This window comes from Streptacidiphilus fuscans (genome assembly GCF_015690355.1).
GTDB lineage: Bacteria > Actinomycetota > Actinomycetes > Streptomycetales > Streptomycetaceae > Streptacidiphilus > Streptacidiphilus fuscans.
The window spans coordinates 230700-252794 of the sequence record NZ_JADPRT010000002.1 but is presented as its reverse complement, the minus strand read 5'-3'; the positions used below and the strand labels follow the sequence as shown (position 1 = coordinate 252794).

Here is a 22095-nt window from a genome sequence, read left to right as displayed (position 1 = left end):
ATCAGCAGATGACTGAGCAGGCAGCAACGCCCGTCCCGCCGCACTCGGGTCCAGAACCGATGACCGGTGCCCAGTCGCTCATCCGCTCCCTGGAAGCGGTCGGCGCGGAGACGGTGTTCGGGATCCCGGGTGGCGCGATCCTCCCGGCGTACGACCCGCTGATGGACTCCGTGAAGGTCCGCCACATCCTGGTCCGCCACGAGCAGGGCGCGGGCCACGCGGCGACGGGTTACGCGCAGGCGACCGGCAGGGTCGGCGTCTGCATGGCGACGTCCGGTCCCGGCGCGACCAACCTGGTCACGCCGCTGGCGGACGCGTACATGGACTCCGTCCCGGTGGTCGCGATCACCGGCCAGGTCTCTTCCAAGGCGATCGGCACGGACGCCTTCCAGGAGGCGGACATCTGCGGCATCACGATGCCGATCACCAAGCACAACTTCCTGGTGACCGACGCGGCGGAGATCCCGCGCGTGATCGCGGAGGCGTTCCACATCGCCTCGACCGGTCGGCCGGGTCCGGTGCTGGTGGACATCTCCAAGGACGCGCTCCAAGCCCGCACGATCTTCCGCTGGCCGGTCGAGCAGCAGCTGCCGGGCTACCGTCCGGTGACCAAGCCGCACGCCAAGCAGATCCGCGAGGCGGCCCGGATGCTGGCCTCGTCCAAGCGCCCGGTCCTCTATGTCGGCGGCGGCGTGCTCAAGGCCCAGGCCACGGCGGAGCTGCGGATCCTGGCCGAGCTGACCGGCGCCCCGGTCGTCACCACGCTGATGGCGCTGGGCGCTTTCCCCGACAGTCACGACCAGCACCTGGGCATGCCCGGCATGCACGGCTCGGTCGCCGCGGTCACCGCGCTGCAGAAGGCCGACCTGCTCTTCGCGCTCGGCACCCGCTTCGACGACCGGGTCACCGGTCGCCTGGACACCTTCGCGCCGTTCGCCAAGATCGTCCACGCGGACATCGACCCGGCGGAGATCGGCAAGAACCGCACGGCGGACGTGCCGATCGTGGGCGACGCCCGCGAGATCATCGCCGACCTGATCGTCGCGGTCCAGCAGGAGCAGGCCGCCGCGAAGGAGGGCGAGCCGCGCTTCGACTACGACGCCTGGTGGGAGCAGCTCAACGCCTGGCGCAAGACCTACCCGGTCGGCTACGACCCGGCCCCCGAGGGCATGCTCAGCCCGCAGCAGGTGATCGAGCGGATCGGCCAGAAGGTCGGCTCCGACGCGATCTACGCGGCGGGCGTGGGCCAGCACCAGATGTGGGCCAGCCAGTTCATCAACTTCGAGAAGCCGGCCACCTGGCTCAACTCCGGTGGCGCGGGCACGATGGGCTACGCCGTCCCGGCAGCGATGGGCGCGAAGGCCGGCTGCCCCGACACCGAGGTGTGGGCGATCGACGGCGACGGCTGCTTCCAGATGACCAACCAGGAGCTGGTCACCTGCGCGCTGAACGGCCTGCCGATCAAGGTCGCGATCATCAACAACGGCTCGCTGGGCATGGTCCGCCAGTGGCAGACGCTCTTCTACAACGAGCGCTACTCCAACACGGTCCTCCACGCTGGCCCGGAGCACGACGGCAAGGGCCCGGCGGCGGGCACCCGCCTGCCGGACTTCGTCAAGCTCTCCGAGGCGATGGGCTGCCACGCGCTGCGCTGCGAGCGCCCGGAGGACCTCGACGCGGTGATCGAGAAGGCGATGGAGCTGAACGACGCCCCGGTCGTCATCGACTTCATCGTCCACCAGGACGCGATGGTCTGGCCGATGGTCGCCGCAGGCACCAGCAATGACGAGATCCTGGCCGCGCGCGACGTCCGTCCGGACTTCGGCGACGAGAACGACTGAGACGAAGGGGCCCTAAGAAAGCCATGTCCAAGCACACCCTCTCCGTCCTGGTCGAGAACAAGCCAGGTGTCCTCGCCCGGATCGCGGCCCTGTTCTCCCGCCGCGGCTTCAACATCGACTCCCTGGCGGTCGGCCCGACCGAGCACCCGGACGTCTCCCGGATGACCATCGTGGTCAACGTGGAGGACCTCCCGCTGGAGCAGGTCACCAAGCAGCTCAACAAGCTGATCAACGTGATAAAGATCGTCGAGCTGGACCCGTCCGCGTCGGTCCGCCGCGAACTGATGCTGGTCAAGGTCCGCGCGGACGCGGAGACGCGTTCGCAGGTGACCGAGATCGTCCAGCTCTTCCGCGCGAAGACGGTCGACGTCTCCCCGGACGCCGTCACCATCGAGGCGACGGGCAGCAGCGACAAGCTGGAGGCGATGCTGAAGATGCTGGAGCCGTACGGGGTCAAGGAACTCGTGCAGTCCGGCATGGTCGCCATCGGCCGCGGAGCGAGGTCGATCACGGACCGTTCCCTCCGCGCCGTCGAGCGCAGCGCCTGACAGCGCGACATTCAGTCGCACCACTCAGGGGCGCGGGGACTGAGCTCCGCGCCCCTGAGGTGAGACGCTAGTCTCACCCTCTGAGACTCCACCGTCCCGAAAATGCCTTCGGCGTACGGTGTGCCCAAGGAATCCATCCCGCAAGGAGAAGCCAGCGATGGCCGAGCTGTTCTACGACGACGACGCCGATCTGTCCATCATCCAGGGCCGCAAGGTCGCCATCCTCGGCTACGGCAGTCAGGGCCACGCGCACGCGCTCTCCCTGCGTGACTCCGGGGTCGACGTCCGAGTCGGCCTGCTGCCGGAGTCCAAGTCCCGCGCCAAGGCCGAGGAGCAGGGCCTGCGCGTGGTCACCCCCGCCGAGGCCGCCGCCGAGGCCGACGTGATCATGATCCTGGTGCCGGACCCGATCCAGGCCGACGTCTACAAGGAGGTCGTCGAGCCGAACCTGAAGGCGGGCGACGCCCTCTTCTTCGGCCACGGCCTCAACATCCGCTTCGGCTTCATCAAGCCGCCGGCCGAGGTCGACGTCTGCATGGTCGCCCCGAAGGGCCCGGGCCACCTGGTCCGTCGCCAGTACGAGGAGGGTCGCGGCGTCCCCTGCATCGTGGCCGTCGAGCAGGACGCCACGGGCAACGCCCTGCCGCTGGCGCTCTCGTACGCGAAGGGCATCGGCGGCACCCGCGCCGGCGTCATCAAGACGACCTTCACCGAGGAGACCGAGACCGACCTCTTCGGCGAGCAGGCCGTCCTCTGCGGTGGCACCGCCGCCCTGGTCAAGGCCGGCTTCGAGACCCTGGTCGAGGCGGGCTACCAGCCCGAGATCGCCTACTTCGAGTGCCTCCACGAGCTGAAGCTGATCGTCGACCTCATGTACGAGGGCGGCCTGGAGAAGATGCGCTGGTCCGTCTCCGAGACGGCCGAGTGGGGCGACTACGTCACCGGTCCGCGCATCATCACCGACCAGACCAAGGCCGAGATGAAGAAGGTCCTCGGCGACATCCAGGACGGCACCTTCGCCAACACCTGGATCGCCGAGTACAAGGCCGGTCTGCCGAAGTACAACGAGTACAAGAAGGCCGACAGCGAGCACCTGCTGGAGACCACCGGCAAGAAGCTGCGCAAGCTGATGAGCTGGGTCGACGAGGAGGCGTAAGTCGCCTCGTCCGCAGGGGCGGTCTCCGGACCGCCCCTGCGGCTTTGTACGACAGGGCTTTGTACGGAACGTATGGTCTCGGGCGGGTGATTCTTCCGCTCGGGCGCTCGGTGGATGCGCCTCCGCCGATAGACTCAATTCTGCGCGTCAGGCTCACAGCGTCGTGCGTCTCCAACGCGGCATGCCACCCTCCCCCTCCATGCCGTCACCGCAACGCGGGTGCCACCCCCACGCACGGCTTCGGGGACACCGGACAGTAAGGACAACTGTCGTGAGCAGCAAGCCTGTAGTTCTCATCGCCGAAGAGCTCTCCCCCGCCACCGTCGACGCCCTCGGCCCGGATTTCGAGATCCGCCACTGTGACGGTGCCAACCGCTCCGAGCTGCTCGCCGCGATCGCGGACGTGGACGCGATCCTGATCCGCTCGGCCACCAAGGTGGACGCCGAGGCCATCGCCGCCGCCCGCAAGCTCAAGGTCGTCGCCCGCGCCGGCGTCGGCCTGGACAACGTGGACGTCCCGTCGGCCACCAAGGCCGGCGTCATGGTCGTCAACGCGCCGACCTCCAACATCGTCACCGCCGCCGAGCTCGCCTGCGGTCTGCTGATCTCGACGGCGCGTCACATCCCGTCCGCGAACGCCGCGTTGAAGAACGGCGAGTGGAAGCGCAGCAAGTACACCGGCGTCGAGCTGGCCGAGAAGACCCTCGGCGTCGTCGGCCTCGGCCGGATCGGCGTGCTGGTCGCGCAGCGGATGTCCGCCTTCGGCATGAAGGTCGTCGCCTACGACCCCTACATTCAGGCCGCCCGCGCCGCGCAGATGGGCGTCAAGCTGCTTCCGCTGGACGAGCTGCTCGAGGTCGCCGACTTCATCACCGTCCACCTGCCCAAGACGCCGGAGACCATCGGTCTGATCGGCGACGAGGCGCTGCACAAGGTCAAGCCGAGCGTCCGCATCGTCAACGCCGCGCGCGGTGGCATCGTCGACGAGGAGGCGCTGGCCGCCGCACTCAAGGAGGGTCGCGTCGCGGGCGCGGGCCTGGACGTCTTCGTCAAGGAGCCCTGCACCGACTCGCCGCTCTTCGGCTTCGACAACGTCGTCGCCACCCCGCACCTCGGCGCCTCCACGGACGAGGCGCAGGAGAAGGCGGGCATCTCCGTCGCGCGCTCGGTGCGCCTGGCGCTGGCGGGCGAGCTGGTACCGGACGCGGTCAACGTCCAGGGCGGCGTCATCGCCGAGGACGTCCGTCCGGGCCTGCCGCTGGCCGAGAAGCTGGGCCGCATCTTCACCGCGCTGGCGGGCGAGGTCGCGGTCCGCCTGGACGTCGAGGTACGTGGCGAGATCACCCAGCACGACGTGAAGGTGCTGGAGCTGTCCGCCCTCAAGGGCGTCTTCGAGGACGTCGTGGCGGAGACGGTCTCCTACGTCAACGCCCCGCTGTTCGCGCAGGAGCGCGGCCTCGAGGTGCGGCTGACGACCACCAGCGAGAGCCCCGAGTACCGCAACGTCATCACCGTGCGCGGCACGCTGACGGACGGCCGCGAGGTCTCGGTCGCGGGCACGCTGACGGGCCCGAAGCGCCAGCAGAAGATCGTCGGCGTCAACGACTTCGACGTGGACGTCGCCCTGACGAACTACATGGGCTTCTTCCGCTACGAGGACCGTCCGGGCGTCGTCGGCACGCTGGGTCGCCTGCTCGGCGATGCGGGCATCAACATCGCCGGCATGCAGGTCTCCCGCGAGGCGGAGGGCGGCGACGCGCTCGTCTCCCTGACGGTCGACAGCGAGATCCCGCAGGGGCTGCTCGGCGAGATCGCCGCCGAGATCGGCGCGAAGTTCGCGCGCAGCGTGAACCTGTCCGCGTAAGCGGAACGTGCGCTGCCGCAGGTAGTTGCACCATCAAGGGGCGCGGGGCTGTGCTGATCTGCGGCTCCGCCGCGTGAGCGCGACAAGCCACCCAGCGTGGTGAGTCGCTCAGCGAGCAGGGCTGTCCGGTGGGGGTACCCCCGGCCGAAGGCTGGGGGAGGGTGGTTGCTCGCGCAGTTCCCCGCGCCCCTAAGGTCAGTCCGGCTCCCCGCCGACGTTGGCCTCCAGCCACTCGTTCAGTGGCCGCGTGGCCTTGAGGAACTGCACGACGCGCTTCTTCGCCTCCGCCGTGCCCAGCCAAGGTTCGACCGGCCACTGCCGCCACGCGGCCAGGCTCTTGTTGCGGAGCAGCTCGATCCGCGGGTGGTCCTTCGGGTAACCCCGGGGCGCGCTCTTCAGTCGGTCGTGGGACATGAGCGCGATCTCGCCGCCACGCGTCAGCTTCGCGAGGACCGCCTCCAGCGTGGCGCCCCGCCGCTCGTCCGAGACCGCCTCGCGGTAGCGCGCCAGTTGGCCGGGCGACATCACATAGCGGCCGCTGCCCGCGCCCAAGCCCTCGGCCGAGAGCTGGACGTACCCGCCGCCCTCCAGGATCGCGCCGATGTGGGTCTTGTACGGCGACTTGTCCGGCGAGAAGCGGACGTCGCGGTAGGGGCGGAAGATCTTGCCCTCGCCGTAGGCAGGCGCCAGCTCCTCCAACAGCTGTTCCAGCGGCTCGCGCACGCAGCGCTCGTAGGCGTCCTTGTGGGACGTCCAGTAGGTCTTGGAATTGTCGGCCTCCAGGCCCTCGAAGAACTCGAGGGCCTCCGCCGGCCAGCCTTGGAAGCTCATGATCACCCGTCCAGGGGACGTGCCGTCTCGGATAGTAGGAAATCCAAGTATCTCTGGAGACAGTTCGACGAGCTTGTCGTACCGTGAAATGCATGCAGTCGGACGGTCTGCCGTATCCACGGCCGGTTCCGACTCGGCCCCAGTACAGGTGACCCCTGTCCGGCCCGCCCTCCCCAGATCGGACCGCACACACCACAGGAGTCTCCCCATGAACGCTCCGAAGCCCCGTACCCGCCGTACGCCCCACGCCACCGCCGAGCGCGCCCAGGCCGCCGCCGCCCTGCAGCGGGCGCTGGACCGCCGGGACAACGGCGGCGTCACCGGACACCAGGACGGTTCCGTCGGTTCCGCCCACTAGTTCCGACGATCCGACGCACCGTCAGCCGTCCGTATGGCGGACAGGATGATGTCAGCCTATGGACCCGGGAGTATGGTCTCCGCATGTCTCGCACTCTCCGCCTTGCAGTGATCCCTGGTGACGGAATCGGCCAGGAGGTCGTCGCCGAAGGACTGAAGGTCCTCTCCTCGGCCCTCCCCGCCGACGTCAAGGTGGAGACCGTCGAGTACGACCTCGGCGCCCGCCGCTACCACGCCACCGGCGAGACTCTGCCGGACAGCGTGCTCGACGAGCTCAAGGGCGCGGACGCCATCCTGCTGGGCGCCATCGGCGACCCGTCGGTGCCGTCCGGCGTGCTGGAGCGCGGGCTGCTGCTGAAGCTGCGCTTCGCCTTCGACCACCACGTCAACCTGCGTCCGGGCAAGCTCTTCCCGGGTGTGAAGTCGCCGCTCGCCGGCGACCCGCAGATCGACTTCGTGGTCGTCCGCGAGGGCACCGAGGGCCCGTACGTGGGCAACGGCGGCTCGCTGCGCACCGGTACCGAGCAGGAGGTGGCCACCGAGGTCAGCCTCAACACGGCGTTCGGCATCGAGCGCGTCGTCCGCGACGCGTTCGCCCGGGCGCAGGCGCGTCCGCGCAAGAAGCTCACGCTGGTGCACAAGAACAACGTCCTGGTCCACGCCGGCCACCTGTGGAAGCGGATCTTCGACCAGGTCGCGGCCGAGTTCCCCGAGGTCACCACCGACTACCTGCACGTCGACGCGGCGACGATCTTCTTCGTCACCCAGCCCGAGCGCTTCGACGTCATCGTCACCGACAACCTCTTCGGCGACATCCTCACCGACCTGGCCGCAGCCGTCACCGGCGGCATCGGCCTGGCCGCCTCGGGCAACATCAACCCCTCCGGCGCGTTCCCGTCCATGTTCGAGCCGGTCCACGGCTCCGCCCCGGACATCGCCGGCCAGGGCAAGGCCGACCCGACCGCCACCGTGCTGTCGGTCGCCATGATGCTGAGCCACCTCGGCTACACCGAGCAGGCCGCGGCGATCGAGTCCGCCGTCACCGCCGACCTGGCGGAGCGCGGCTCGCTCACTGCTCCGCGCACCACCTCGGAGATCGGCGACGCGCTCGCCGCCCGAGTAGCCGGCTGACCCGCCGGCCCCTCACGTAGTACCCAGCACCGGGCCGGCGACGGCCCGGTGCTGCGCGTTCGTGCGTGTCATCGAAGCACCGGCTGTCGCTGTCGCCCTCATTAATGCGACCATCGACCGTGGGAACCGCCCCGGTCGGGGTTTCCGCCATGACGACACGGTGAAGGACAAACGTCGATGACCTCCCTCTCAATCGAGCTCAAGCCCTCGGCCCACCCGCTCTCCGCCGCCGAGCGCGAGGCCCGCCTGGCCTCTCCCGGCTTCGGTCGCTTCTTCACCGACAACATGGTGACCATCCGTTGGACCGAGGGCCGTGGGTGGCACGACGCGCAGCTGGTCCCCTACGGCCCGCTTGAGCTCGACCCGGCCAACATGACGATCCACTACGGTCAGTCGATCTTCGAGGGTCTCAAGGCCTACCGCACCGCCGACGGCCGGATCCAGACCTTCCGCCCGGAGGCCAACGCCCGCCGCTTCCAGGCCTCCGCCGCACGTCTGGCCATGCCGGAGCTGCCCGAGGAGCTCTTCGTCGCCGCCGTCGAGGCGCTGGTCCAGCAGGACCAGGCGTGGGTGCCGGACCAGGACGAGGCCAGCCTCTACCTGCGTCCCTTCATGTTCGCGACCGAGGTCGGCCTGGGCGTCCGCCCGGCCAACGAGTACCTCTTCATGATCATCGCCTCCCCGGCCGGCGCGTACTTCCCGGGCGGCATCAAGCCGGTCTCGGTGTGGATCTCCGAGGAGTACGTCCGCGCGGCGCCGGGCGGCACGGGTGCGGCCAAGTGCGCGGGCAACTACGCCGCCTCGCTGGTCGCCCAGGCCCAGGCCGCCGAGAAGGGCTGCGACCAGGTCGTCTGGCTGGACGCCGTGGAGCGCCGCTGGATCGAGGAGATGGGCGGCATGAACCTCTACTTCGTCTTCGGCGAAGGGGAGAACGCCCGCATCGTCACCCCGGAGCTGTCCGGCTCGCTGCTTCCGGGCATCACCCGTGACTCGCTGCTGAGCATCGCCGCCGACCTCGGCTACAGCACCGAGGAGCGGAAGATCTCCACCGACGAGTGGCGTGCGGGCGTCGCCGACGGCACCCTCACCGAGGTCTTCGCCTGCGGCACCGCCGCCGTGATCACCCCGGTCGGCTCGGTCAAGTCCGCCAGCGGCGACTGGACGATCGGCGACGGCACGCCCGGCCCGATCACCGCCAAGCTGCGCGAGACCCTGCTGGCGCTCCAGACCGGCCGTCGCGAGGACACCCACGGCTGGATGCACCCGATCGTCTGACACCCCCTGTCACCAGGGGAATCACGGGGGAGTGACACCACTCGTCCGGGTGGCGGGCCGCGCATCTTGCCATGCGAGATGCGCGGTCCCTTTCGTTCGGCGCTGTGTCAGACTGCGATCGTGCCTACGTTCGCACTGATTATTAGCTGCAGCACGCCGGTCTGACTTCGCAGGAACAGGCCAGCGTGCAGACCTCTCGCATCCGCGGGGGGTCTTTTTCGTTGAACGGGCAGCCACCGACAGGAGACCACCGGCCATGACCTCCCACAGCGACGACTTCCACGTCTTCGACACCACGCTGCGCGACGGAGCCCAGCGCGAGGGCATCAACCTCACCGTCGCCGACAAGCTCGCGATTGCCCGGTACCTCGACGACTTCGGTGTGGGCTTCATCGAGGGCGGCTGGCCCGGCGCGAACCCGCGCGACACCGAGTTCTTCGCCCGTGCCGCGAACGAACTCCAGCTCCGCAACGCCCAACTGGTCGCCTTCGGGGCCACCCGCCGGGCCGGCGGCAAGGCCGCCGACGACCCGCAGCTGGCGGCCCTGGTCAACTCCGGTGCGCCGGTGGTCACCCTGGTCGCCAAGTCGCACGACCGCCATGTGGAACTGGCCTTGCGCACCACGCTGGAGGAGAACCTGGAGATGGTCCGCGACAGCGTCGCGTACCTGCGTGCCCAGGGACGCCGGGTCTTCATCGACTGCGAGCACTTCTTCGACGGCTACAAGGCCAACCGCGACTACGCGCTCTCCGTCGTCTCCGCCGCCCACGAGGCGGGCGCGGACGTGGTGGTCCTCTGCGACACCAACGGCGGCATGCTGCCGGGCGGCGTCCGCGACATCGTCGCCGACGTGCTGGCCACCACCGGCGCGCGGCTCGGCATCCACGCCCAGGACGACACCGGCTGCGCCGTCGCCAACACCCTTGCCGCGGTGGACGCGGGCGCGACCCACGTCCAGTGCACCGCCAACGGCTACGGCGAGCGGGTCGGCAACGCCAACCTCTTCCCGGTCGTCGGCGCGCTGGAGCTCAAGCACGACCGCCGGGTGCTGCCGGAGGGCCGCCTGCCCGAGATGACGCGCATCTCGCACGCCATCGCCGAGGTGGTCAACCTCGCGCCCTCCACCCACCAGCCGTACGTCGGCGTCTCTGCCTTCGCCCACAAGGCCGGCCTGCACGCCTCGGCGATCAAGGTCGACCCCGACCTCTACCAGCACACCGACCCGGCGCTGGTCGGCAACAGCATGCGGATGCTCGTCTCCGACATGGCCGGTCGCGCCAGCGTCGAGCTCAAGGGCAAGGAGCTCGGCTACGACCTGTCCGCCGACCGGGAGTTGGTCGGCCGCATCGTCGACCGGGTCAAGGAGAAGGAGCTGGCGGGCTACACGTACGAGGCGGCTGACGCCTCGTTCGAGCTGCTGCTCCGGGCCGAGACGAACGGCGGTGCGGACCGCTTCTTCACGCTGGAGTCCTGGCGCGCGATCGCCGAGCAGCGGAGCGACGGCTCTGTCGCGAACGAGGCCACGGTGAAGCTCTGGGCGAAGGGTGAGCGCATCGTCGCCACGGGCGAGGGCAACGGCCCCGTCGACGCGCTGGACGGCGCGCTGAGGGCCGCTGTGGGCCGCTTCTACCCGCAGCTGGCCAAGCTGGAACTGGCGGACTACAAGGTCCGCATCCTGGAGGGCCAGCACGGCACCGGGTCGAAGACCCGCGTCCTGATCGAGACGACGGACGGCGAGACGTCCTGGTCCACGGTCGGCGTCGCCGAGAACGTCATCGTCGCCTCCTGGCAGGCCCTCGACGACGCCTACACCTTCGGCCTCCTCCGGGCCGGCCTTACGCCGTGAAGTGCCTGATGCCATGAGGTAGTTGCAACGCCTAAGGGGCGCGAGGCTCTGCTCATGTGCGGCTCCGCCGCGTGGGCGCGACAAGCAGAGCCCGTGCTCCCGCAGGTAGTTGCAGCACGCAAGGGGCGCGGGGAACTGCGCGACAAGCCACCCACGACAGATGGTCCTCAACGAGGAGGGCCATCCGCACAGGGTGGTTTCTCGCGCAGTTCCCCGCGCCCCTAAAAGCTCAGCGCAGGCGGGCCAGCAGGGCGTGCTCGACCAGGGTGATCAGTGCGGACTTCGCGCTGTCACGGCGGCGCGCGTCCGTCGAGATGATCGGCGTCTCGTGGTCGAGCTGCAGTGCCTCCCGCACCTCCTCCGGAGTGTGCGTCTGGGCCCCGTCGAAGTTGTTGACCGCGACGATGAACGGCAGGCCGCTGTTCTCGAAGTAGTCGATCGCGGGGAAGCAGTCGGCCAGGCGGCGCGTGTCCACCAGGACCACCGCGCCGATCGCGCCGCGGACCAGGTCGTCCCACATGAACCAGAAGCGGTCCTGACCGGGCGTGCCGAACAGATAGAGGATCAGGTCCTCGTCCAGCGTGATACGGCCGAAGTCCATGGCCACCGTGGTGGTCGTCTTGCCGCTCACATGGCTGAGATCGTCGATCCCGGCGGAGGCCGAGGTCATCACGGCCTCGGTGCGGAGCGGGTTGATCTCGGACACCGCGCCGACGAGGGTCGTCTTGCCCACGCCGAAGCCGCCCGCCACCACGATCTTCGCGGAGGTCGTACTACGGCCCCCTGTCGCGGCGGGGGCAGTCGGCCTAGAGCTTGCGTAGTCCACTGAGCACCCTTTCGAGCAGTGTCACATCAGGCGTTCCGCCGGATTCGCCCCCGGCGGCGGGCTGGTGGATCGCGACCAGGCCGGACTCGGCCAGGTCGGCGACAAGAATGCGGGCCACCCCGAGCGGGATGGACAGCAGCGCCGAGATCTCGGCCACCGACTTGATCTCCGTGCACAGGCCGCAGATCCGCTGGTGTTCCGGCAGCAGCGTGCCGATCCGCTCCGGCGCGGCCGTCGTCGAAACCAGGGCCTCGATGGCGAGTTGGTAGCGCGGGCGGGTCCGGCCGCCGGTCATGGCGTAGGGCCGGATCAGCGGCTCCTCGTCCTGGGGCTCCGGCTCCGGCGTCGGCACACGCCCCATGCCACGGTGCATCGAGCTCTGCTGCTGCGACGGCCAGTCCTGCTGCTGGTCCTGCCAGTAACCGGACTGGCCTCCGTGACCTGCGGGCTGGTCGTAGCCGGGATACCCAGGGGCGGCGCCGTAGCCGCCGCCGACGGGACCGCCGAACGCGTCATGGCCTGTACCGGGGTAGGCAGCGCCGTAGTGGCCGTTCTGGTCCTCTGGCGGTGTCACGGTTCCTCCTCACACTGTTACGACGTGGCATTGCGGCTATCTGCGTAGCTGCGTCAGTGGAGTTGACGCCGCTTCACTGCGGTGCGGTTCGGGGGTGCTGCTGGCTCGTGCGGTGGTGCTGCTCCTAAGAGGCTTGTGTGATTCTTGCGCGTCTGTGCGGTTACTGCGAAGTAGTTCGGGAGATCAGTGCAGCAGGCTGCCCTGGAGTTCGGCGCGCAGCGCCGGCGTCAGCACCGTCCCCGCGCGGTCGACGAGGAGGGCCATCTCGTAGCCGACCAGGCCGATGTCGCTGTCGGGGGAGGCGAGGACGGCGAGGGAGGAGCCGTCGGAGACGGCCATGATGAAGAGGAATCCGCGTTCCATCTCGACCACGGTCTGGGTGACCTTGCCGCCTTCGAAGATCCGCGAGGCGCCCTGGGTCAGCGAGGTGAGGCCGGAGGCGACGGCGGCGAGCTGGTCGGCGCGGTCCCGGGGGAAGCCCTCGGACATGGCGAGCAGGAGGCCGTCGGCGGAGACCACCACGGTGTGCGACACCCCGGGGGTGTTGTCCACGAAGTTGGTGATCAACCAGTTGAGGTTCTGGGCCGCTTGGCTCATCTGGCTCATCTTGATCAACGCTCCTGGGAGTTGGTGCCGTACGGGCCATTGCCCGGTTGGGGGGTGTCGCCCGCATTGTGGCCCTGTTGGATGCCGCGGCGCAGGTTCGTCAGGCGACCGCGGACCTCCTCAGGGGATCGGGACAGCTGGGACGGCGGCTGAGGCGTCTCCTGGACGCCTGCGCCCGCCGGGTCCTGGATCTGTCCGGGAAGCAGGTTCTGGCGCGGCACACGGCGCGGGAGGCCCGCTCCGGTGGTGCCGCCGGTCAGTGTCTCGCGCGTCGCGAGACCAGGTGTGGGGGTGGCGGGCAGCGCGGGCGTCTCGCCGCGGCCGCCCGTCGGGACGGTCGAACCGGTTTGCTGGGCCGAAGGCATGACGGGCATGGAGGCGGTCGACTGGCCGCTGACCTTGGCGCCGGTGAACCAGTTGGGACGCTCGCCGGTCTCCTGGCCGCCGGCCGAACCGCCGCCCAGGGCCGCGCCCGGACGCCGCATCGGAAGTCCGGCGGAGCCGGGCAGGTCCACGGCTCCGGTCCCGTGCATGGGCTCCGGCTCGAAGCCGCGGTCGCCCGCGCCGCCGCCGAAGCCGGCGTTCGCGCCGGCGCCCGCGGAGCCGCCCGCACCGTAGTGCTGCATGCCCGGAGTGGAGCCAGGGGTCAGGTAGTTGTCGTCGCCGGACTCCGCGCCGTAGGGGCGGCGCTCGGCGGGACCGGACTCGAAGCTCTGCGCCGTGTAGCGCCCGGCCTCGTAGCCCGCGTCACGCGCCGGGTAGGACGGCCCGCCGGAGCGGTCGCCCCCGAAGTCGCCGCCGCCGAAGTTCGAGTTGCCACCGAAGTTGCCGCCGCCGAAGTTCGAGCCGGCACCGAAGTTCGAGCCGGCACCCGCGCCGGACGCGGACGCGGAGCCGAAGCGCTCGTCGAAGTCCCGGCCGTAGTCGTCGCGCTGGTCCGTGCCGTACTGGTTGCCGTACTCGCCGGTGCCGTAGTCCTGCTGGTAGCCGTTGTTCTGCGGGTACCCGTCGGAGAAGCCCTGCGCCGCGAACTCCTGCGACTGCTGGTAGCCCTGGTCGCCGAAGTCACCGAATCCCTGGCCGGACTGGCCGGGCTGACTCGGCTGACCGAGACCGGGCTGACCGAAGCCGGGCTGACCGGAGAGGCCGTGCTGGCCGCCCTGGCTCTGGCCCGGGAAGCCCTGCGGCGCCGGAGCCGGTGCCGGAGCCTGGGGAGCCGGGGAGGACGCCGCTGCGGGCGCGTTCCCGGTCTCGGAACCGGGCTCCAGCGCGGCCTGCTCGCGGCGCGCTCCCAGGCGCAGCGAGCGCTGCACGGGGTCCAGCGCCAGCGTCTGCTCGACGGGCTGCTCGCCCTGCTGCGCGGCCGGGTTGTAGCGGCTGTCGTCGAAGCCGAGGTCGCTCGCCGTCCGCATCGGGCCGCCGTCGGGGCCGGCGCCGAACGCGGCGTGCTGGCGCTCCTGCGGGTTCTCCGGGTAGATCCGGGAGACGGTGAACTGCTCCTCGGGCTGCAGCACCGGGTGCGAGGTCTGGATCAGCGACTCGGTGAGCATCACCAGCGAGGTGGTGCCCGCCGACTCGCCGGAGGGGCGCAGCTGGACCCGGATGCCGTGGCGCTCGGCCAGGCGGCCGACCACGAAGAGGCCCATCTGCCGGGACACCGAGGCGTCCACGGTCGGCGGCTCGGCCAGCTTGGCGTTGATCTCGGCGAAGTCGTCGGCCGTCAGGCCGATGCCCTTGTCGTGGATCTCCACCAGCACGCGCTGGTCCGGAAGTCGGGTCGCGGTGACCTTGACCCGGGTCTGCGGGCTGGAGAAGGTGGTGGCGTTCTCCAGCAGCTCGGCCAGCAGGTGCACGAGGTCCGTGACGGCGGGACCGACGACGTCGGTCTCGGGGATCCCGGCCAGCTCGATGCGCTCGTACTGCTCCACCTCGGAGGCAGCGGCGCGGAGCACGTCGACCAGCGGGATCGGCTCACCCCAGGTGCGCCCGGCGTCCTCGCCCGCCAGAACCAGCAGGTTCTCGCCGTTGCGGCGCATGCGGGTGGCGAGGTGGTCCAGCTTGAAGAGGTTCTCCAGCTGGTCCGGGTCGGCCTCGTTGTTCTCCAGGTCCGTGATCAGGTCGAGCTGACGCTCGATCAGGCCGTGCGAGCGGCGGGACAGGTTGGTGAAGATCGCGTTGACGTTGCCCCGGAGCAGCGCCTGCTCGGCGGCGAGTCGGATCGCCTCGCGGTGGACGTCGTCGAACGCGCGGGCGACCTCGGCGATCTCGTCCTTGCCGGAGACCGGGATCGGCGCGACGGAAAGGTCCACGCGGCCGGGGTCGGTCTTCGACAGCTGGCGGACCAGGTCGGGCAGGCGCTCGCTGGCGATCTGCTGGGCGCTGTCACGCAGGCGGCGCATGTTGCGGGTCATCGACCGGGCGACCAGCGTGGTCACGATGCTCGCCAGGATCAGTGCGCCCAGCGCTGCGGCGCCGTTGACGATCATGTCGTTCTTGGCCTGGTCGGCCGCGGCCGTGGCCTGGCTGACGGAGGTGGAGGTGAGCTGCTTCTCGACGCCGCGGAAGGCGTTGAAGGAGAGCGTCATCACGGCGTCCCAGTTCGGGACCGTGACACCCTTCGCCGCCAGCTCGCGGTTGCTCATCGAGCCGCTGGCGATGTAGTTCACCATCGTCTGGATGTCAGCCGGCGGCGGAACGTAGCTCTGGTGGGCCTGCGCGGCCTGCTGGGCGGCCTGCGCGGCCATGGCCTTGGCCTGCTGGGCGGCCTGGGCTTCGTCCTGGGCGAGGAGCTGCTTGAACTGCGGGTCGGCCGCGTTGTCGAACTCGTTCTCGGCGACCTGCTCGAGGAAGAGGAAGCTCCACAGGTGGATCATCTGGCTCTGGCGACCGGCGACGTCCGCGCTGCTGGACGGCGTCGGCTCCAGCAGCATGTGCAGCCCGATGGCGCGGTCGACCGAGATCGCGTCCTTGGTGAGCGTGATCGCGTAGATGGAGCGGGCGTCGGAGTTGATGGAGCTGCCGTTGCCGACGACGAGTTCGTTGTCCAGAGCCTGAAGAGCGGACAGAAGGTGGGAGTACCCCTCCTCCGTCGTGGTGTCGTAGGCCTGGTAGCGACCGGCGCGGAGCTGCGTGAGGCCCTTCAGCTGGTCGTTCGCCGTCTTGACGCGCTCCTGGAGGTGGCCGACGTTCGGCGCGTTCGCCGCCAGGTTCTGGAAGGTGGCGATCGCGGCGTCACTCGTCGCGCGCGCGTTGACGACCACCGGATTCTTGTCGTCGCCCTTGATCAGGTACGGGAGGGAGCTGTCGCGCTCCTCGTCCAGGTCCTGTGCGACCGTGGTCGCCGCCTCGACGATCTGCGCGGTCTTCACCGCGTCCTGGGCCGCCCTCCAGGTGGTGTACGAGCTCTGCACCCGCAGTCCTGCGAAGGTCAGTGCTGCAACCACCGGCACCAGCAGGATCGTCACCAGTTTGAAGGATAGACGCCTGTTGCTCAGCGAGAGCCGACCCGCGGGCCGTACCTGGGGCGCGCTTCCGGCGCCTGGAGCTGCCTCGTTCTGGCTCACTCGACTCAACCTCTCGGCCGGGGCGGCCTTGTCGTGCATCCGGGGGTCAACCCGCGGTGGCAGGCATTCCAGCACGGGCCCGTGGCCTTGGCCAAACACCCGTACGGGAATGGGTTCCTGGTGGTAAATCGGACATAAGGGGCCACTGGCAGCGAATGCCCACGCTCCATTCGGCGCTGCGTAGGCATCCGCTCACCGGTGGTGAGTTCTGGGTGGGAAATGCGTGTCGAACCGTTATGGAAAGTTCAACGCCCGCTCTTGCCCTGGCTACCGCAGCCGAGCGAGCAGCGCGTGCTCGACCAAGGTGATCAGTGCCGACTTCGCACTGTCGCGCCGACGGGCGTCGGTGCTGATGATCGGTGTGTCCGGGCCCAACTGCAGTGCCTCGCGCACCTCTTCGGGATTGTGGGACTGGTATCCGTCGAAGTTGTTGAGCGCCACGACGAAGGGCAGGCCGCTGTTCTCGAAGTAGTCGATCGCGGGGAAGCAGTCGGCCAGGCGGCGGGTGTCGACCAGGACGACGGCGCCGATCGCGCCGCGGACCAGGTCGTCCCACATGAACCAGAAGCGGTCCTGGCCTGGTGTGCCGAACAGATAGAGGATCAGGTCCTCGTCCAGCGTGATACGGCCGAAGTCCATGGCGACCGTGGTCGTGGTCTTCCCGGCGACGTGGGTCAGATCGTCGATCCCTGCGGAGGCCGAGGTCATCACGGCCTCGGTGCGGAGCGGGTTGATCTCGGACACCGCGCCGACCAGAGTCGTCTTGCCCACGCCGAAGCCGCCCGCCACCACGATCTTCGCGGAGGTCGTGGCTCGGGACGCAACGGGCGGGCTAGAGCTTGCGTAGTCCACTGAGCACCCTTTCGAGCAGTGTGACGTCAGGCGCGCCGCCGCTGTCGGTTGCGGCGGCGGGCTGGTGGATGGCGACCAGGCCGGCTTCGGCCAGGTCGGCCACGAGGATTCGGGCGACGCCCAACGGCATCGGAACGAGGGCGGAGACCTCGGCGACCGACTTCACCTCACGGCACAGGTCCACGATCCGGGCGTGCTCGGGGAGCAGCACACCGGCCCGGTAGGCCTGAGGGGTTGCGGAGACCAGCGCCTCGATGGCGAGTTGGTACCGCGGGCGGGTCCGTCCGCCGGTCATGGCGTACGGACGCACCAACGGCCGGCCGCCCTGGCCTCCGTGTGGTGAAGTCATCTGTCCTCCTTGGTGCTGCAGCGGCCGTCGTGCCTCTCCGCGGCGAGGTGGATCGTGCTGGGTCCTGACGGTCTCTGATCTGCCAGTGCTCGGTGGCGCAATCGGGACGGAGTGTACGGGGCCTCGGTGAGCGAAATTCGGGCGACCCCGGATATTCGCTCACCGAGTGGCGCATCTCTCACCTTTGGTGATATCTCGTCAAGTTCCGTTACCAGTTGACGATCAGAGCCAGGCTCAGCTCAGTGCAGCAGGCTGCCCTGGAGTTCGGCGCGGAGCGCCGGGGTGAGCACGTCGCCGGCGCGGTCGACGAGGAGGGCCATCTCGTAGCCGACCAGGCCGATGTCGCTGTCGGGGGAGGAGAGGACGGCGAGGGAGGAGCCGTCGGAGACGGCCATGATGAAGAGGAATCCGCGTTCCATCTCGACCACGGTCTGGGTGACCTTGCCGCCTTCGAAGATCCGCGAGGCGCCCTGGGTCAGGGAGGTGAGGCCGGAGGCGACTGCGGCGAGCTGGTCGGCGCGGTCCCGGGGGAAGCCCTCGGACATGGCGAGCAGGAGGCCGTCGGCGGAGACCACCACGGTGTGCGACACCCCGGGGGTGTTGTCCACGAAGTTGGTGATCAACCAGTTCAAGTTGTGAGCAGCCTGGCTCATCTGAGTCATCTTGATCAACGCTCCTGGGGGTTGCTGCCGTACGCACCGTTGCCCTGGTCAGGACCGGCCGCCCCCGCGGCACGACCCTGCTGGATACCACGACGCAGGTTGGTGAGACGACCGCGGACCTCGTCGGGGGACCGGGAGACCTGCGGGCCGGGAAGGGAGGACGCCTCGGCGGTGCCGGGGACCAGGTTGGCCTTCGGCACGCGGCGCGGCAGACCGGACGGCATCATGCCGCCCGCACTCGGCTCGCGGACCTGCTCGGCCCGCCGCCACGTCTCGTCATTCGCGGAACTGCGCCACGGCGCCTGGCCGTCGCCCATGCCGGACACGGCGCTGGCACCGGCCGGCTGCCCCGGACGTGCGGGCTGCTGGGCGTGGCTCGGGGCCTGCGCCTGACGCGGATCCGGCTGCTGCGCGGACAGTTCGTCCGCGGAGACCTGCACGCCGCGCATCCGCTCGGCGCGACCGGCGCGGAACCAGGTGGTCTCCATCTGCTCGAAGATCGGGGACGAGCTGTTCGCCCCGGTCTCGGCAGCAGGAAGCGCGCGGGTCAGCGGGTCCGAGGCGTCCGGCTGCGGACGCTGCGGGAAGGGCTGCGGCTCGGCCGGGGCCGGACGCGCGGGCGCCTCCTCCTCGTAACGGGACCGCGGGAACTGACCGGTGTCACCGCCGAGCGGCTGCCCGGCGGGCGAACCGTGCTGCGGCTGCTCGGACCAGAGGCCGCCCTCGTAGGGCTGCGGCGGCTGCGCGACCGGCGGCTGCGGAGCCTGCGGCTGCGCGGGCGCCGGGAAGCCCGAGTCGATCGGCAGACCACGGCCGTCAGTGCGGCTCGGGTCGAAACCGCCCGCGCCGGGGCCGGAGTCGGCACCCTGGCCGAGGCCGGGGATCGGGATGCCACGGCCGTTGGTACGGCTCGGGTCGAAGCCGCCCGGCTGCTGGCCGGGCTGCTGTCCGGACCGCTGACCGCCGCGCTGCGGCAGGCCGGAGCCGGCGCCGAAGTCGGCGTCACCGCTCTGACCGGCGCCCGGGATCGACAGGCCGCGGCCGTCGGTCTGGCCGGGGTTCCAGCCGCCCTGCTGCTGGCCGGGGCCCTGCTGGCCGAACTGCCCCTGCTGGCCGGTCTGTCCGGGTTGGCCGGACTGTCCGGACTGGCCGGGCTGACCGCCGCGCTGCGGCAGGCCGGACTGCGCGGACGCAGCCGTCGGCATGCCGCGGCCGTCGGTCTGACCGCCGTCGAAGCCGCCCGTCTGGCCGCCGCCCTGCGGCTGACCGCCACGGCGCGGAAGGCCGCTCTGCGTCGAGCCGGAGGGCGCGCCCGCACCGGCGGGCAGGCCCGGCTGCTGAGACTGCTGCGGCAGCGACGGGCGCGGGTTCGGGCCGCCGGCCAGGCTGCCGGGACCACCGAGGCCGGAGCCGCCGAGAGCACCCGGAGCACCGGAACCGCCCGGCGCGCCCTGCGGGCCGGAGCCCAGCGGGGTGCGCTGCGGACCGCCCGGCGCGGCCGGACGCTGTCCCGCGGCACCAGCCGCAGGAGCACCCGAACCGGCGCGGCGCTCGGCCACGTTGGTGACGTCCACCGGCAGCATGACCAGCGCGGTGGTGCCGCCCGAGTCGCTCGGGCGCAGCTGGATCCGGATGCCGTGACGCAGCGACAGTCGACCGACCACGAAGAGACCCATGCGGCGGGAGACCGAGACGTCCACCACCGGCGGGTTGGCCAGTCGCTCGTTGATCTCCGCCAGGTCGTCGGGGGAGAGGCCGATACCGGTGTCGTGGATCTCGACCAGCACCCGGCCGTCCGGCAGCGCGTGACCGGTGACCTTGACCCGCGTCTGCGGGCTGGAGAACGAGGTCGCGTTCTCCAGCAGCTCGGCGAGCAGGTGGACGAGGTCGTTGACGACGCGGCCGGCGACGTCGGCCGTCGGCACCGAGGCGAGCTCGATGCGCTCGTACTGCTCCACCTCGGACGCGGCGGCGCGGAGCACGTCGACCAGCGGGACCGGGCGGGTCCAACGGCGACCCGGGTCCTCGCCCGCGAGGACCAGGAGGTTCTCACCGTTACGACGCATACGCGTCGCCAGGTGGTCGAGCTTGAACAGCTGGGCCAGCTGGTCCGGGTCGGCCTCGCGCGACTCCAGCTCGGAGATCATCGACAGCTGACGCTGGATCAGACCCTGCGAGCGGCGCGAGAGGTTGGTGAACATCGCGTTGATGTTGCCTCGGAGCAGGGCCTGCTCGGCGGCCAGTCGGACCGCCTGGCTGTGCACCTTGTCGAACGCGCGGGCCACGTGACCGATCTCGTCCGTGGTGTCGATGCCGATCGGTTCGATCGTGACGTCCACGTCCTGCGGATCGGCCTCGGAGAGCTTGCGGACCATCTCCGGCAGCGTGTGCTCGGCGACGTCCTCGGCGGTCTCCTGCAGCTTGGCCAGCGTGCGGACCATCGAGCGGGCCACCAGACCGGCGCCGAGGACGGCGACGAGGAGGACCAGGACGATCAGACCGGCGTTGACGTAGGCGTCGGTCGCCGCGTTGGAACGCAGCGTGGCCGCGGTGTTGTTGAGCTCCTGGACCAGGAAGCTCTCGTCCAGGCCCATCTGCTGCATGATCGTGCCGGACTTCTGGAACCAGTCCTGGCTGTTCAGCAGGTTCTGCTGGGCGGAGAGCGGCTGGGTGCTGGTCAGCACCTGCTGCGCGAACTGGGTGGTCTCCTGGTAGACCGAGTTGTTCTGCCAGGGACCGATCAGCGCGTTGGCCTTGTCCGCGGTGTAGAGCGCGGTGAACTCGTGCTGCTGGGTGGCGGCGTCCTGGAACGCGGCCAGCGCGTAGACACGGTCGCTCGCCTGCAGCGCGTTGGCGACCGGCACGTTGTTGGAGTCGGTGTTGACCAGCGCGGCGGTCAGCGTGGACCGGACGATGGCCATGTCCTCGTGCCACGCGGTGAACGCCTGGAGCGACCGGGTCGCCTGGACCAGCTGCAGGTTGGACGAGGCGAGGGCCAGGTCCTGGGTGATCTGGGTCAGCGGGGTGATCAGGCTGTCGAACGCGGCGATGGTCTTCTGCAGGTCACCGCCCTGGGTCGCCTGGAACGCGGAGCTCTGGATCGTCTGGAGCTGGTTCAGCCGGGTGAGGACGTTGTTGATGTCGACACCACCGCCGGGAAGCTGCGTCTTGTCCAGCGAGTCGACCAGCGTGGTGAGCTTGGTCTGCTTGGTAGCCGTCTGCTTCATGTCGAACACGACCGCGTCGGCGGTGAGGGGATTGCTCCCCGGACCGCTGGCGAGGGCCATGTCGTCGCGCTCGTTCTCCAGCGAGATCGCGAGCAGCGTCGCCGCCTGGGCGACGTCACCGAGCTTGGACACGTTGTCCAACTGCTGCTGGGTCTGCAGCGATCCCTGGATACGCAGACCACCGAGGACGATGGCCGCGATCACCGGGAGGATCAGCAGCGCGGTCAGCCTGGTGCGGATCTTCCAGTTGCTGAGGGCATAGCGGCGCAAGCCGCTGACCTTCGGCGGCGTGATTCTGCCTATTCGGCTCGTGTTCGAACCGTCTCCACCCGAACCAGTGGCCTTGCCGGCACTCTTGCCGGTTGGCTTGGCAGTGGGCTTGGCACCCTTGGGATCGCCCTCGGGCCGGCTCTGCGTAGGCCCGGGGCGGGAGCCCTCGGCGGCGTGGGGGGCATTCGGCGACGGCTGCTGGCCTGCGGCTCCGCGGTCCGCCGGGTTGCCCGCGCCGCCACCCCTCTTATTACGTCCCTGCACTAGCGTCGCAACCTCTGGACCAGGCGTCCCTCGCACGAGGCGGTGGGACGGTG

At 70.0% G+C, this 22095-nt stretch carries 17 protein-coding genes; 8 read left to right on the top strand and 9 right to left on the bottom strand.

The features are described from left to right. The first annotated feature begins 8 nt into the window (after positions 1 to 8). The 4 genes from I2501_RS04850 to serA all read left to right on the top strand — a co-directional run bounded on the left by I2501_RS04850 (position 9) and on the right by serA (position 5409). Positions 9 to 1841: an acetolactate synthase large subunit gene (locus I2501_RS04850; protein ID WP_196192562.1), complete on the top strand. Its 1833-nt coding sequence runs from the start codon at positions 9 to 11 to the stop codon at positions 1839 to 1841. Between the two features lie 23 nt (positions 1842 to 1864). Then, entirely contained in the window at positions 1865 to 2389 is a 525-nt protein-coding gene (ilvN, locus tag I2501_RS04845; RefSeq protein ID WP_196192561.1) for an acetolactate synthase small subunit, read from the top strand. A gap of 157 nt (positions 2390 to 2546) precedes the next feature. Further along, on the top strand, positions 2547 to 3545 hold the full coding sequence (gene ilvC, locus I2501_RS04840; RefSeq protein WP_196192560.1) for a ketol-acid reductoisomerase: 999 nt from the start codon (positions 2547 to 2549) through the stop codon (positions 3543 to 3545). 271 nt (positions 3546 to 3816) lie between these two features. Beyond that, on the top strand, positions 3817 to 5409 hold the full coding sequence (serA, locus tag I2501_RS04835) for a phosphoglycerate dehydrogenase (RefSeq protein ID WP_196192559.1): 1593 nt from the start codon (positions 3817 to 3819) through the stop codon (positions 5407 to 5409). A gap of 195 nt (positions 5410 to 5604) precedes the next feature. Here the strand turns inward: serA and I2501_RS04830 are convergent, their stop codons facing one another. Then, positions 5605 to 6240 (bottom strand): DUF2461 domain-containing protein, encoded by a 636-nt coding sequence (locus I2501_RS04830; RefSeq protein WP_196192558.1) that lies wholly within the window; start codon positions 6238 to 6240, stop codon positions 5605 to 5607. A gap of 208 nt (positions 6241 to 6448) precedes the next feature. On the opposite strand from I2501_RS04830, the gene I2501_RS04825 reads away from it, so the two are divergent. From I2501_RS04825 to cimA, 4 genes are all read left to right on the top strand, one after another. Continuing rightward, positions 6449 to 6598: a hypothetical protein gene (locus tag I2501_RS04825; protein WP_196192557.1), complete on the top strand. Its 150-nt coding sequence runs from the start codon at positions 6449 to 6451 to the stop codon at positions 6596 to 6598. An 83-nt stretch (positions 6599 to 6681) separates the two neighbouring features. After that, positions 6682 to 7728, top strand: a complete 1047-nt coding sequence (locus I2501_RS04820) for a 3-isopropylmalate dehydrogenase (protein WP_196192556.1) — start codon at positions 6682 to 6684, stop codon at positions 7726 to 7728. A 177-nt stretch (positions 7729 to 7905) separates the two neighbouring features. After that, entirely contained in the window at positions 7906 to 9003 is a 1098-nt protein-coding gene (locus I2501_RS04815; protein WP_196192555.1) for a branched-chain amino acid aminotransferase, read from the top strand. 256 nt (positions 9004 to 9259) lie between these two features. Continuing rightward, positions 9260 to 10849: a citramalate synthase gene (gene cimA, locus I2501_RS04810; RefSeq protein ID WP_196192554.1), complete on the top strand. Its 1590-nt coding sequence runs from the start codon at positions 9260 to 9262 to the stop codon at positions 10847 to 10849. Between the two features lie 229 nt (positions 10850 to 11078). On the opposite strand, the gene I2501_RS04805 is transcribed toward cimA, so the two are convergent. The 8 genes from I2501_RS04805 to I2501_RS04770 form a co-directional block, all read right to left on the bottom strand. Next, positions 11079 to 11675, bottom strand: a complete 597-nt coding sequence (locus tag I2501_RS04805; protein WP_196192553.1) for a GTP-binding protein — start codon at positions 11673 to 11675, stop codon at positions 11079 to 11081. Further along, positions 11656 to 12249 (bottom strand): DUF742 domain-containing protein, encoded by a 594-nt coding sequence (locus I2501_RS40500; protein ID WP_328806197.1) that lies wholly within the window; start codon positions 12247 to 12249, stop codon positions 11656 to 11658. Before I2501_RS40500 ends, I2501_RS04805 begins: the two co-directional genes overlap by 20 nt. A 183-nt stretch (positions 12250 to 12432) precedes the next feature. Beyond that, positions 12433 to 12846 (bottom strand): roadblock/LC7 domain-containing protein, encoded by a 414-nt coding sequence (locus I2501_RS04795; protein ID WP_037610761.1) that lies wholly within the window; start codon positions 12844 to 12846, stop codon positions 12433 to 12435. A gap of 14 nt (positions 12847 to 12860) precedes the next feature. After that, entirely contained in the window at positions 12861 to 16319 is a 3459-nt protein-coding gene (locus I2501_RS04790; RefSeq protein ID WP_328806196.1) for a sensor histidine kinase, read from the bottom strand. Positions 16320 to 16685: 366 nt separating this feature from the next. Next, entirely contained in the window at positions 16686 to 17270 is a 585-nt protein-coding gene (locus I2501_RS04785; protein WP_196192551.1) for a GTP-binding protein, read from the bottom strand. Then, the gene (locus tag I2501_RS04780; RefSeq protein WP_196192550.1) at positions 17251 to 17619 is read right to left on the bottom strand and encodes a DUF742 domain-containing protein; all 369 of its coding nucleotides are present in this window, start codon (positions 17617 to 17619) and stop codon (positions 17251 to 17253) included. Before I2501_RS04780 ends, I2501_RS04785 begins: the two co-directional genes overlap by 20 nt. 239 nt (positions 17620 to 17858) lie before the next feature. Next, on the bottom strand, positions 17859 to 18272 hold the full coding sequence (locus I2501_RS04775; protein ID WP_196192549.1) for a roadblock/LC7 domain-containing protein: 414 nt from the start codon (positions 18270 to 18272) through the stop codon (positions 17859 to 17861). 14 nt (positions 18273 to 18286) lie between these two features. Further along, positions 18287 to 21778, bottom strand: a complete 3492-nt coding sequence (locus tag I2501_RS04770) for an ATP-binding protein (RefSeq protein WP_236045872.1) — start codon at positions 21776 to 21778, stop codon at positions 18287 to 18289. Between the last annotated feature and the right edge of the window lie 317 nt (positions 21779 to 22095).